General features: G+C 67.1%; 12 protein-coding genes. 6 read left to right on the top strand and 6 right to left on the bottom strand.

The window, feature by feature from the left end; all coding sequences use genetic code 11:
• Nucleotides 1–170: 170 nt before the first annotated feature.
• Entirely contained in the window at nt 171–3,047 is a 2,877-nt protein-coding gene (locus tag O2K97_RS02730) for a M16 family metallopeptidase (RefSeq protein ID WP_269220352.1), read from the top strand.
• 56 nt (nt 3,048–3,103) lie between these two features.
• Here O2K97_RS02730 and O2K97_RS02725 read toward each other — a convergent pair whose 3' ends face one another.
• The 4 genes from O2K97_RS02725 to O2K97_RS02710 all read right to left on the bottom strand — a co-directional run bounded on the left by O2K97_RS02725 (nt 3,104) and on the right by O2K97_RS02710 (nt 6,042).
• Nucleotides 3,104–3,937, bottom strand: a complete 834-nt coding sequence (locus O2K97_RS02725) for a S1 family peptidase (RefSeq protein WP_269220351.1) — start codon at nt 3,935–3,937, stop codon at nt 3,104–3,106.
• 12 nt (nt 3,938–3,949) lie between these two features.
• On the bottom strand, nt 3,950–4,390 hold the full coding sequence (locus O2K97_RS02720; RefSeq protein WP_017506264.1) for a DUF350 domain-containing protein: 441 nt from the start codon (nt 4,388–4,390) through the stop codon (nt 3,950–3,952).
• A 111-nt stretch (nt 4,391–4,501) separates the two neighbouring features.
• A complete protein-coding gene (gene rlmN / locus O2K97_RS02715; protein WP_269220350.1) occupies nt 4,502–5,662 on the bottom strand; it encodes a 23S rRNA (adenine(2503)-C(2))-methyltransferase RlmN in 1,161 nt (386 codons plus the stop codon).
• An 80-nt stretch (nt 5,663–5,742) separates the two neighbouring features.
• Entirely contained in the window at nt 5,743–6,042 is a 300-nt protein-coding gene (locus O2K97_RS02710; protein ID WP_269220349.1) for a DUF6356 family protein, read from the bottom strand.
• A gap of 173 nt (nt 6,043–6,215) precedes the next feature.
• Between O2K97_RS02710 and O2K97_RS02705 the strand changes: the two genes are divergently transcribed.
• Both O2K97_RS02705 and O2K97_RS02700 read left to right on the top strand, forming a co-directional pair.
• Entirely contained in the window at nt 6,216–7,547 is a 1,332-nt protein-coding gene (locus tag O2K97_RS02705; RefSeq protein ID WP_269220348.1) for a trypsin-like peptidase domain-containing protein, read from the top strand.
• Nucleotides 7,548–7,866: 319 nt separating this feature from the next.
• Nucleotides 7,867–8,202 carry a DUF2794 domain-containing protein gene (locus tag O2K97_RS02700; protein WP_184279866.1) on the top strand — a complete coding sequence of 112 codons (336 nt, stop codon included), beginning with the start codon at nt 7,867–7,869 and terminating at the stop codon, nt 8,200–8,202.
• On the opposite strand, the gene O2K97_RS02695 is transcribed toward O2K97_RS02700, so the two are convergent.
• Both O2K97_RS02695 and O2K97_RS02690 read right to left on the bottom strand, forming a co-directional pair.
• Nucleotides 8,203–9,855, bottom strand: a complete 1,653-nt coding sequence (locus tag O2K97_RS02695) for a serine hydrolase domain-containing protein (RefSeq protein ID WP_269220347.1) — start codon at nt 9,853–9,855, stop codon at nt 8,203–8,205.
• A 427-nt stretch (nt 9,856–10,282) separates the two neighbouring features.
• Entirely contained in the window at nt 10,283–11,032 is a 750-nt protein-coding gene (locus tag O2K97_RS02690) for a Bax inhibitor-1/YccA family protein (RefSeq protein ID WP_017506258.1), read from the bottom strand.
• A gap of 130 nt (nt 11,033–11,162) precedes the next feature.
• Between O2K97_RS02690 and thpR the strand changes: the two genes are divergently transcribed.
• From thpR to O2K97_RS02675, 3 genes are read left to right on the top strand one after another with little or no spacing between them, the layout of a single operon-like run.
• On the top strand, nt 11,163–11,702 hold the full coding sequence (gene thpR / locus O2K97_RS02685; protein ID WP_269220346.1) for an RNA 2',3'-cyclic phosphodiesterase: 540 nt from the start codon (nt 11,163–11,165) through the stop codon (nt 11,700–11,702).
• Complete coding sequence (locus O2K97_RS02680) at nt 11,699–12,283, top strand: GNAT family N-acetyltransferase (RefSeq protein WP_269220345.1); 585 nt, start codon at nt 11,699–11,701, stop codon at nt 12,281–12,283. The genes thpR and O2K97_RS02680 overlap by 4 nt, the downstream gene beginning before the upstream one ends.
• Nucleotides 12,284–12,341: 58 nt before the next feature.
• On the top strand, nt 12,342–12,866 hold the full coding sequence (locus O2K97_RS02675; protein WP_269220344.1) for a lipocalin family protein: 525 nt from the start codon (nt 12,342–12,344) through the stop codon (nt 12,864–12,866).
• The last annotated feature ends 22 nt before the right edge of the window (nt 12,867–12,888 follow it).

Below are 12,888 nucleotides of genomic sequence, written 5' to 3'. Positions count from 1 at the left end.
CCTCAGCGGTAGGGGTCGCTTACCCGCGACTAGCGGCGAATAGATCGCCATCGTGGATTTGTCCATGAACGACCTTCGCCGCATCCGGTTCATTACATCTCGGTAAGGTGCATGTCAGCGAAGGGCTGTTAACGTCACGCCGCCCGGCGTTCCGGGCTTCGGAGCCCTTCATGAAATCCCGCCTGATCGCCACCCTCAAAGTCGGGGCAGCCGCCTCCGCCCTCCTTCTCGGCCTCGCCGCCCCCGCCTTCGCAGAGACCGCCGCGCCCGTCGCAGCCGCCGCTCAATCGACCGGTCAGGCGCCGCAGGGTGTGACCGTGCCCCCACTGGGCTTCACCAAGCGCGTCCTGGCGAACGGGCTGGAGGTCTATTCGGCGCGTGACGCCGACACCTCGAACGTCACGGTCCAGGTCTGGTACAAGGTGGGCTCCAAGGACGACCCGGCGGGCCGCTCGGGCTTCGCCCATCTGTTCGAACACCTGATGTTCAAGTCGACGACCAACCTGCCGCCCGAGACCTTTGACCGGCTGACCGAGGACGTGGGCGGCTCCAACAACGCCTTCACCGCCGACGACACCACCGCCTATTTCGAAACCGTCCCCGCCAACCACCTGGAGCGGATGCTGTTCGCCGAGGCCGACCGCATGGGGTCTCTGGTCGTGGACGAGCCGACCTTCGTCGCCGAGCGCGACGTGGTGAAGGAGGAATACCGTCAGCGGATCCTGGCCAATCCCTATGGCCGCCTGTTCGGCCTGTTCGTGCCCGAGACCATCTATCAGGACAGCCCCTATCGCCGTCCGGGCATCGGCTCGATCGAGGAGCTGGAGGCCTCGTCGCTGGAGGACGTTCGCCGCTTCCACGCCACCTACTATCGTCCTGACGCCGCCTATCTGATCGTGGCCGGCAACTTCGATCAGGCCCAACTGGACCGCTGGGTCGATCAGTATTTCGGCCCGCTGAAGAATCCGACCACGCCGATCCCGACCAACAATGTCGTCGAGCCCGAGCCGACGGGTCCGCGCAAAGTCACCTACTATGCGCCGAACGTGCCACTGCCGGCCGCCGTCATCGCGTGGCCGACGGTGAAATACGCTGACGCCGACCGCGCCGCCCTGACCGTTCTGGACGGCATCCTGTCCACCGGCGAATCCAGCCGCCTGTACCGCTCGCTGGTGTATGACAAGCAGATCGCGGCGCAGATCGGTTCGACCCCCGACTTCTCGCAGCAAGCCGGCAATCTGTCCGCCCTGGCCATCATGGCGCAGGGCCATACGGCCGAGGAGGGCATCGCCGCCCTGAACGAAGAGATCGGCAAGCTGCGCGACACGCCCGTCAGCGCGGCCGAACTGGCCGAGGCCAAGAACGAGATCGTCGCCAATACGCTGCGCAGCCACGAGACGGTGGACGACCGCGCCACCGCCCTGGGCTTCTCGCTGATCAACACCGGCTCGGCCGCCGCCGCGGACGACGAGGTCGCCCAGATCCAGGCCGTCACCGTCGCCGACATCCAGCGCGTCGCCCGCAAATATCTGACGCCGCAGCGCCAGTCGACGATCACCTTCCTGGCCGCCGACGACCAGAACCCCGCCTCGGTCCAGAAGATGAACGTGGACGCCCCTGTGAAGGTCGCCGACCTGGCCCCCGCCGGTCCACCCGCGGTCCTCCTGCCCGAGGCGGAGCGCAAGCCCTTGCCCCAGCCGGGCGCCGAGGTCGCGCCCGTGACGCCGACCGTCGCCGACTTCCGCCTCGATAACGGCCTGCGCGTCCTGGTCGCCCCGACCGACGGCGTGCCGCTGGTCTCGGCCCGCCTCAGCTTCGACGCCGGTTCGTCCGATGATCCGACGGGCAAGGCTGGCGTCGCCGCCATGACCGCCGCCCTTTTGACCCAGGGCACCAAGACCAGGACCGCGCCCGAAATCGCCACCCAGATCGAACAGCTGGGCGCCAGCGTGGGCGCATCGGCTGGGGTCGATTTCTCCAACGTCTACGCCAATGCGCCGTCGAACGCCTTCCCGGCGACCGTGGCCCTGATGGCGGATCTGGTGAAGAACCCGACCTTCGCCGGCGAAGAGCTTGAACGTCAGCAGGCCCAGACCCTGGACGGCCTGCGCGTCGCCCTCAGCCAGCCGGCGTCCATCGCCGGCATGACGGTCGGCCGCGTCATTTACGGCGACGCCCCCTACGGCGCGACAATCACCCAGCAGACGGTCCCGGCCATCACGGCGGGCGATGTCGCCGCCTTCCACGCCGCGCGCTACCGGCCATCGGACGCGACCCTGGTCTTCTCGGGCGACATCACGCCGGCCGCCGCCCGCGCCCTGGCGCAACAGGCCTTCGGTGACTGGCGCCCGGCCGGCGCGGCCCCGGCCGCTGCGACCAACCCGGCCGGTCAGCCCCTGGCGCCGCGCATCGTCGTTGTGAACCAGCCCGGCGCCGGTCAGGCCGCAGTCGTCGCCGCCGTTCGCGGCGTGTCGCGCACCGATGCGGACTTCTTCCCGCTGACGGTCGGCAACACCCTGCTGGGCGGCGGCTTCTCGTCGCGCCTGAACCAGGAAATCCGCATCAAGCGCGGTCTGTCCTACGGCGCCTCGTCGTCGCTGGGCGCACGGGCGGATGCGGGCCTGTTCACCGCGTCGACCCAAACCAAGAACGAGACCGCCGACGAGGTCGCCGATCTGATCCTGGCCGAGATCGCCAAGCTGGGAACCGAGACCCCGACCCAGGCCGATCTGGCCCCGCGCCGCGCCACCCTGATCGGCGGCTTCGGCCGCTCGCTGGAGACGGTGGACGGCCTGGGCGCCCTGGTCGCCAACCTGGCGCTCTATGATCTGCCGATGAGCGACCTCGCCGACTACGCCGGCCGTGTTCGCGCCGTCACGCCGGAACAGGTCGAGGCCGCCTTCGCCGAACACCTGCCGGTCAACCGCGCCAGCCTGGTCATCGTCGGCGACGGCTCGAAGTTCCTGGACGATCTGCGCGCCAAACACTCCAACCTCGAAGTCATCGAGGCCGGCGCCCTGAACCTGAACAACGGTTCGTTGAAGTAGAACTGAAACCTGGACGGCCCGTCGCTTCTGCGTGGCGGGCCGTCACGCCTCGTCTGCTAGACCGACAGGCACACCACCTGCGCCACGCGCAGATCGCGCCTCAGCCGGTTGGACACCTGGCCGTAATCCTCGGTCGTGATGGCCTGACCGCGCGCGTCGTCGGCCGGCGTCTGTTCGCCGCGAATGGCCGGCCCGAACGTCTCCGGAGCCGTCGTATAGATCCGGCCCCGTCTCGGCGCCTCCGCGATGGTGACGCCCACGACGCGGCCCTGCGCATCCAGCGCCGGCGCGCCCGACAGCCCAGACAACGTGCCCTCAAGCCCGTTGGTGCGCCCGACCTCGGCCCAGGCCAGCACCGGCTCGTCGCGCGCCCCTCGCCCGAAGACCTTCAAGGTCTCGCGCCCCAGCAGGCGAGACGTCATCTCGCCGGGACGCCCCTGAGGAAAGCCCGGATGGAAGGCGCGCTGGCCCTTGCGCAGCGGCGCCTCGACCGCGACCGGCAAGGCCGCCGGCCCGCCGTCGGTGATCAGCAAGGCGACATCGGCGCGCGGCGCCAGACGGACATCGGCCGCGACCGCTCGCCCCTCGCCGACCACCAGCGCTGGCTTGCGACACCCCTCGACGACATGGCGCGCCGTCACCCAGCGCCCCCGTCCTGCGATGGAGAAGGCCGTGCCCGATGACGGCTTGAACGGCGCCTCGCCCGCATCGACCGTGACGGCGGCGTCGAAGGGCGTGATGGGGCCCAACAGCGCGCCCTCGGCGACATCGGCGTCGGCCTCCGCGACCGGCGGCGCGTCGGCGTTCTCGCGTCGCCCCAGGGACACCGCCAGAAACACGGCCGCCACCGCTCCATAGATGGCCCAGTCCGGCAGGCGGGGAAACTGCATCGCTCCGGCCGATCAACCGGTCAGCGCGGCGGACAGGATGACGGCCGTCGCCAGCTTGGCGCCCAGCAGCACCACCGCCGCCGAAATCTCGCCGTGGCGTATCCGCTCGGGCAGGCCTGTCAGCAACAGGTCCACGACCCGGAAGGCCAGAAGCTGCAGCACCACGGTCGCCACGCCCCAGATGGCGATGTCGCGCACCGAGGTCGAGACCGACAACGATACAGCCAGCGGCACCGCCAATCCCACCAGAATGCCGGCGAAGGCGATGGCGGCGGCGACATTGCCCTGACGGATCAGGGCGACCTCCTTCCACGGCGTCAGCAGCGCATAGACCGTCGCTCCCGCCGCGAGCAGCAGCAGGGTCACGATCAGGTGCATCACCATGACCGGGAAGCCCGAGGCGAAAGCCTGCACCTCAGCGCTGGAAAGGACGTTCGACAAGGAGGGGTCCATGCCCAGACGCCTTGCCCGATTGTCGCCCCAATCCGCAAGCGCGCCGGGGACACACTGCGTGACATTATGTGTCCGAAGGTTGTGTCCTCTCACCAAGCGAGGACACAACGATCAGGCCGCCGCCTGCTCCGCTTTCCGGAGCGCCGAGGCCCGCACCTTCTCGCTCTCGGACTTCAGCTGACCGCAGGCGGCCAGGATATCGCGGCCGCGGGGGGTGCGGATGGGTGACGCGTAGCCGGCCTTGTTCAGGATGGCGGCGAAGCGCTCGATCGTCTTCCAGTCCGAGCATTCGTATTCGACGCCCGGCCAGGGGTTGAACGGGATCAGATTGATCTTGGCCGGAATGCCCTCGATCAGCTTCAGCAGGGCGCGCGCCTCTTCGGGGCTGTCGTTGACGCCCTTCAGCATGACGTATTCGAACGTCACCCGCCGCGCGTTCGACAGGCCCGGATAGGCCCGGATCGCCGCCATCAGCTGGTCCAGCGGGTACTTCTTGTTCAGCGGCACCAGCACGTCGCGAAGCGCATCGTTGGTGGCGTGCAGGCTGATGGCCAGCATGGCCGCCGTCCGGTCGCCCAAGGCCTGAAGCTGCGGCACTACGCCCGAGGTCGAGACCGTGATCCGACGGCGCGACAGGGCGATGCCCTCGTTGTCCGAGATGATGTCGATGGCGTCGGCGACGTGGTCCAGATTGTAGAGCGGCTCGCCCATGCCCATGAAGACGATGTTGGACAGGCGCCGGTCTTCCTTGGGCGACGGCCATTCCTCCAGGTCGTCGCGCGCCACCTGGACCTGGGCCACGATCTCGGCGGCGGTCAGGTTGCGCACCAGCTTCTGCGTGCCGGTGTGGCAGAAGGTGCAGTTCAGGGTGCAGCCGACCTGGCTGGACACGCACAGGGCGCCGGCCCGGCCCACATCGGGAATATAGACCGTTTCGATCTCGATGCCCGGCGCCGTGCGGATCAGCCATTTGCGGGTGCCGTCCTTAGACACCTGGCGTTCGACGACCTCGGGGCGGGCCAGGGTGAAATGCTCGGCCAGCTTGACCTGCATATCCTTGGCGACATTGCTCATGGCCGAAAACTCGGTCACGCCATAGTGGTGGATCCAGCTCCACACCTGGCTGGCGCGCATCTTGGCCTTCTCGGGCGGACAGACGTTCGCGTCGATCAGGGCCTGGCGCAGGCCGGCGCGCGTCAGACCGCTGAGGTTGACGGGCGCCTTGACGGCGGGCGCGTTAGAGACGTGCGAAAGGTCGAGCGTGATGCTCAAGGCGGCGATCCTGCGTGAGGTTGAGCCGGCCTATATAGCACGGATCCCGGCGATTGCATGGCCGGGGCGGATTTGACCGCCTAGAGGCCCACGTCCCAGACGCCGGCGTCGCGCATCCGGGTCTCGCGCGCCTCCTCGGCCCGTCCGCCCATATCCTTGGCCATGCTGCGGATCGCGGTCGAGACGGTGGCCTTGTGCACGCCCGGCACGACGGCGTGGGCGAAGGCGGCGCCGGCCAGACCGAGCAGCTTGAAGCCGAAACCCGCCGAGGCGACCATATGCTGCAGATAGGTCTCGTCGACCTCGCGCGGGTGGTCGCGGAACAGGCGGTCGAACGGGGTCGAGGCCGAACGGGGGCGGTCGATCGTCGTCTGACTCATGGCGGCGGCCTTCCCTGCTTCGTCGGGCCCATGGTCTCGCCGTACGGCTCCGGACGCAACCCCCAACCGCGATCTGTTTATTGGACGTGACCGACACGTCACCTGCCCGCTTCAGACCCATCGTCAGAAGTGAAAACTCGGTCTAGGGTCGGCGCTCGATCAAGGAAATGCCCATGCCGATCCGCCTTTCGCCCGCCTCCTCCATGGCCGTCGCCCTGGCCCTGCTGGCCTCAGCGACGCCGGTGCTGGCGCAGTCGAGCGCGGCGGGCCTGCCGTATGACGCCCGGCGCGGGGTCGTCAGCTTCTCGTCGGGGCTTGAGGGCTCGCTTCCGGCGGTGGTGCAGGTCACGACCCTGGGCCAGTCGCGCGGTCCCAGTTCGGACGCGGCCGATCCCAAACCCCACGCCTCCGGTTCCGGCGTCATCGTCGATGCGGCCGAGGGGCTGGTGATCACCAACAATCACGTCGTCGAGGGCGGGCGTAAGTTCACCGTCGATCTGACGGACGGCCGCCTGTTCGACGCCGTGCTGGTCGGGGCGGACAAGGCGACCGACATCGCCGTGCTGCGCATCACGCCCGACGGTCGGCCGCTGAACCTCAAACAGGTCCAGACGGTGGATTCCGACACCCTGCGCACCGGCGACCTGGCCTTCGCGGTCGGCTATCCGCTGGGCCTGGATCAGACCCTGACCATGGGCGTCATCTCGGGCCTGAACCGCTCAGGCTTGGGCGATGCGGTCGAGGACTATATCCAGACCGACGCGGCCGTGAACTCGGGCAACTCCGGCGGGCCGCTGCTCGATAGCCGGGGCCGGCTGATCGGCATCAACACCTCGATCCTGTCAGGCGGTCTCGGCGGCGGCAATGACGGCATCGCCTTCGCCGTGCCGACGCGGATCATGCTCTACGTCGCCGACCAGCTGAAGAAGAACGGCGAGGTCAAGCGCGGCGCGACCGGGGCCATCTTCGGCTCGCTGAACGCCGAACGCGCGCGCGAACTTCATCTGGGCATCGTACGTGGGGCCGTCGTCGCCGATGTCGCGCCGGGATCGCCGGCCGAACGCGCGGGTCTGCGCCATAACGACGTCATCACCCGAATCCAGGGCCGCCCCGTCGCCAACGCCGGCTCGGTCAACGCCACCATCGGCATCGCCGCGCCGGGCTCGGATCTCAGCGTCTCCTATCTGCGCGGCGGCCGCGAGGCGACCACGTCGCTGGCGGTCGAGACGCCCGCTGATCAGCCCGTGATCGTCGGCGCCCAATCGGTGCTGGCCTATGGGGCGACGCTGCGAGACCAGGACGGCGGCGCCCAGGTCACGGCCGTCGCGGCCGGCTCGCCCGCCGCCCAGGCCGAACTGACAGCCGGCGATGTGATTACAGCCATCGCAGGCGCGCCCGTCGCGGACGCTCGCGCGGCCGCGACCGCGCTGCAGGGCGCGTCGGGATCGGTCGAGGCGACCGTGCTCAGAAACGGAGAGACCCTGAACCTGACCCTGGCGCTTTAGGCGGGTCAGAAGCCAACGTTTCGCTGCTTGGCGGGCACCAGACAGCGAAACGCCCGCCTTGCCAGGGAGGGGGAGGGGAAAGGCAGGGCGGGCGCTCGCTTGGAGGAAGCATCGGCCGCCGGAGCCCGTAAACTGGAAACATCCAGGGGGGCTGGGGGGGCTGTTCAGGATCCGGGACGCTTCCGAACTCCGACGAGCCGATGATCGATATTTCGTTGCGCATACGGGCGGGCGAAGGACCGAAACGGGGCCATTTCGTGTCTGCTTCGATTTCCTGGCCGCCTCTGGCGTCGGGCCGCCAGCGGCCTAAGTTGAACCCATGAGCCTGAACCCTCACGACACGACGCCGGCGCCCGGCCCCGTCTTCTTTGACCGTCGCGAATTGGATCCGATCCTCAGGGTCTATGGCCGCATGGTTGCGCAGGGCGAATGGCGCGACTACGCCATGGTCGGGCACAAGGATTTCGCCGAGTTCGCCGTCTTTCGCCGCAGCGGCGACGCCCCGCTCTACCGCATCGAAAAGCGACCTGCCCTCCAGACCCGCCAAGGGCAATGGGCCGTCATCGGCGAAGGCGGCCAGATCCTGAAACGCGGCCGCGACCTGGCCCAGGTGCTGCGGGTCTTCGACGGCCGCCGGTTTCAGGTGGTGGAGTGATCATTTCACCTCGTCGAAGACATAGGCGAACGATCCCTCCCGCGTGACGAGTTGTCGACCGTTGGGGCCGGCGCGTTCTTCGAAGACATAGCCGTCCGCGCCGGGCGTGATCGACACGAACGAGGTCGCGCCATTGTCGTCGGTTTGGCTGGCCATCTCGCTGCGCCAACCACCGAAGTCAAACACAGTCGACGCGTCTTGCCGATGGACAGTGAGGGGCCCCAAATCCTTGCTGACATAGCGATCGGCCAGTCGTGACGCAGCCTGGGAATCGGCAGGTGCTGTCATCGAACGACGCCCTTCACCCAGACTGGCCTTGAACCTGCGCGCATAGTTTTCGAGGTCCGCCGCGGCGCGCGGTTCGCCGTCGAAAAGCACCTCCAGAAGGCGACCACGGAACACGGCCCGCAACGCCGCCCCTGAATCGGAATTGATCAAGATGACCGCGCCCACGTTCTGATCCGGCAGCCAGATCATGTCCGCCCGATATCCGTATTGGGTTCCGCCGTGATGAACGACGGGCACACCCCAGATTTCGTCGATCTTCAGGCCCATGCCGTAATATTCGTCGCTGCCTTCCGCCACTTGGGGAATGCGACGCGCCAGAAGCGGCTCTTCGGCGATATAGCGCCGTCCGTCCGGCAAGCGTCCTCGCGCCAGTTCCATCTGCACATAGTGCAGCATGTCGCGCACGGTGCTCCATTCCCCGCCATCCGGGCGAGAAGGGACGCCGGCGTCGTTCAATCCCATCACGGCGATCCGCTGTACGCCGTCGATGTCGAGCGCATGGGGCGAGGCATGGTCGCCCGCCATCACGCGCGCCTGGTTGAAGGTCGTTTCCGTCATATCCAATGGGCCGAAAACCTCATCCTGCATGGCCAGATCGTAGGCCGCGCCCAACTCCATTTCCGGATGCAGGATGTGAGCCGCCAGATAGCCACCCGCCGCCGCCATCAGGTTCGAATATTGATAGAGTTCCCCGAAGTCGCTGGTCGGCTTCATCGCCGACAGCCAGTCAAGCACGGTCGCCGCCTGGGCTTCGTCGCCTTGGAATATCCACGGGTAGTCCTGTCTCGGCAGTCCAGTGCAGGCGCACACCAGATGACGAACGCGGACCTGTCGCGTGGTGACTGCGTCGCCCAGCCTGAAGGCCGGCCAGACTGAGGACACCGGCGTGTCCCAGTCCAGCAGTCCCCGTTCAACCAATCGCGCCAACAGAAGGGTCGTCAGGGCCTTGCCGTTCGAGCCGATCATGAAGGCGGTGTCGGCGTCGACGGTTTCGGACCGTCCAATCTCACGGACCCCGAACCCGCCTTGGAACACGACCTCGCCGTCCTGCACGAGCCCTAGCGCGACACCCGGGATGTCGAGGTCGGCCCGGGCCGTCTCGATGAAGTCGGTCAGCGCCTGGACCCGCGTTGCATCGAGGCGATGAGCCTGGCGCCCGGCGAAGTTTTCGCGCCGATAGCCTTGGGGGAAGAGGCGACCCAGCGCGACCTCGATTTGGGAATCGCGCTTTTCAGCGGTCTCGTCATCCATATCGTAAAGAACGACCGTCCAGTCGCCGCCCTCCCGATAGGCGCGCGCATACGCTGTTCGCCCTTCTTCAGCGCGATAGGCGTAGCTTGTGATCTGCGCCCAACCATCGCGCAAAGGCAAATCTCGCACAGAGAGCTGTGGCAGAGCAGTCTTGTCGTGAGCCGCCCACGCTGCGGCTACGGCGTGATCCGCATCCCCGCCGCTGGTGTCCGTAAAGATGAGAAACGAACCCGGCTCGGGCGTTTCCAGAATGATTGACGACGCCTCTCGTCGCACGGACCAGGCCGATGGCGCCACGACGCCGACGCCGTTAGGCAATCGTATTTCGGCCGCAGAGCTCTCCACTCGGGCCTGAACCTGGCCTGTCGCCGCCAGAACGAGCAGCCCAAGCCCTAGGCCGCACCCGAAACGCCGCATCATAGACATCATGCATCAGCCTCGCCGTTTTACGCAGGAGGCTGTGGAGCGTGCGAATGGATGCAGAGAGAGATAAAAAAGGGCCCCTCGAGGGGCCCTTTCCATATCCGTCTTTCGACAGACCTCAGTTCCGGTTGCCGCCCATGAAGGCGAGCAGGAATTGGAACAGGTTCACGAAGTTGATGAACAGGCTCAGAGCGCCGAACCCCGTGGCCACGCCCATCGCGTTCTGATCGCCGCCCAAGGCGTAGTAGGTCATCTTCAGACGCTGGGTGTCGTAGGCGATCAGACCCGAGAAGATCAGCACGCCCAGGCCCGAGATGATCAGATAGAAGGTCCCGGACTGCAGGAACATGTTCACGATCGAGGCGATGATCAGGCCGATCACGCCCATGATCAGGAAGGTGCCCATGCCGGTCAGGTCCTTCTTGGTCGTATAGCCCACCAGGCTTAGACCGCCGAACGCCGCCGCCGTGACCAGGAAGGTGGTGGCCAGCGAACCGCCCGTGTAGCGCAGGAACAGGATGCCGAGGCCCGCGCCGATCGTGGCGACCACGGCCCAGTAGAGCATGTTCACGCCCTTGGCCGTCGGGTTCTTCATGAAGAACATCGAGCCGAACAGCATCACCAGCGGCGAAAACTGGACGATCATGCCCAGCACAGTCAGGCCGATCCGGCCGTCCGCCGTCTGGACGAACAGCAACTGCTGCACCGCCGGCACATTGCCGGTGACATAGGCCAGGGCGCCAGCGACCACGAGGCCCAGGGCCAGCTTGTTGTAGACGCCCAGCATGAAGCTGCGCAGGCCGGCGTCGACGGACATGTCGGCCGTCTGCGGCAGAGGACGGGCGTAACCGTTGTTGAAATCGCTCATGGCGACAAACTTTCTCCGATTGGCCGGAGAGGCTTCTCCGGTCACAGGCTTTGAATATCGTGAGCCGAGGCCCGCGCTGCAAGGAAAACCGGACTTGGAGGCTTGTGTTCCGGCCGCTACCTTCGGTCGCATGCTTCGTCTGTTCACCGCCCTGACCCTGCCGCCCGACGTCGCAGAGACCATGAAACGCCGGCAATCGGGCCTGCCCGGCGCAAGGTGGCGGCCGCTGGACGCCCTGCACGTTACGCTCGCCTTCTATGGCGAGATCGACGAACGCCGCGCCGACGATTTGGCGTCGGAGCTGACGCGCGTGACGGGCGGCCCGTTCGAGATCGCGCTGAAGGGCGTCGGCTGTTTCGGCGACGACCACCGCAGCCATACGCTGTGGGCCGGGGTCGAAACGCCTAATGAGCGCCTGTCGGTTCTGGCCGGGCGCTGCAAGGCTGCCGGAGAACGCGCCGGGATCGGCATGGAGGCGCGCGCCTACAAACCGCATGTGACCCTGGCCTACCTGAAGACCCAGACCAATCCCGACCGGCTCGGCGCCTGGGTGTCGGGGCACAATCTGCTGCATTCACCGCCGATCCGCATTGATCGCTTCGGCCTGTATTCCAGCGTCCTGACCGACAGCGGCAGCCATTACGAACTGGAGCGGGAGTATCTGCTGTGATCACGGCCGCGTACACCGTGCCGCCCCATGTGACCTTGGGGCCGACGCTGGAGACGGAACGACTGATCCTGCGTCCGCCGGCGGTTGAGGACTTTCCGCGCTGGGCCGCGTTCATGACCGATCCCGAGACCGCCCGCTTCATCGGCGGCGTCCAACCCGCGCCCCAGGTCTGGCGCCTGATCTGCACCATCGCGGGCATGTGGGCCCTGACGGGAGAGGGCATGTTCTCCATCTTGGAAAAGGAGACCGGCCAATGGATCGGCCGCATCGGGCCGCTGCACCCCTATGGCTGGCCCGGCCGCGAGGTGGGCTGGAGCCTGCATCGCGACGCCACCGGCAAGGGTTATGCCGTCGAAGCGGCCGCAGCCACGATGGACTACGCCTTCGACGTGCTAGGGTGGGACGACGTGATCCACTGCATCGCGCCCGAGAACCTGCCCTCGGCGGCGGTCGCGAGACGGTTGGGTTCGCGCAATCGCGGACCGGGCGTCCTGCCCGAACCCCTCCAAGACATCGCCATCGATCTGTGGGGTCAGACGCGCGACGAATGGGCGATCAATCGGACTCGTCTGAATCGCTGACCGACAACCGAACGCGTCGTCGCATCGTATCCCTTCCAAACTGAACGAGGATACGCCCATGTTCCGCGCTAGCCTGATCGCCGCCTCCGTCGCCCTCGCAGCCTTTCCGTCAATGGCCTTCGCCCAGGCGTCGAACGTCGATCTGAACCGCTTCGACGGCCGGTGGTTCGAGATCGAGCGCAATCACAACAATGTCCAGAAGGACTGCAGCCGGGCGCAGATCGATTTTACGCCGCAGGGCGCGGCCGACCGCTACGCCATCACCGTCACCTGCGTCCGGCGCGCCGATGGCAAGGTCGAGACGCTGCGCGCCAACGCCCGCGTCACCGACACCACGACCAATGCGAAGTTCCGGTTCAGCCTGACCGGCTTGCTCAGCTTCGGCGGCTTGGCGGGCCAGAACTACTGGGTCTACGACCATGCCCCGGACTACCGCTGGGCCATCATGGGTCTGCCGGACAAGTCGAACTGGTGGATCTGGCACCGCAACCAGAATGCCTCGCAGGCTGAGCGCGACCGCATTCTGAGCCGCGTCCGCGCCCTGGGTTTCAGCACCGGCCGACTGGTCCACACCGGCCTCTAAGGCGCCGCTTGCGATGAGAGCA

It is taken from the genome of Brevundimonas vesicularis (genome assembly GCF_027105095.1).
Taxonomy (GTDB): domain Bacteria; phylum Pseudomonadota; class Alphaproteobacteria; order Caulobacterales; family Caulobacteraceae; genus Brevundimonas; species Brevundimonas vesicularis_E.
This window is presented reverse-complemented; position numbering and strand designations above follow the sequence as displayed.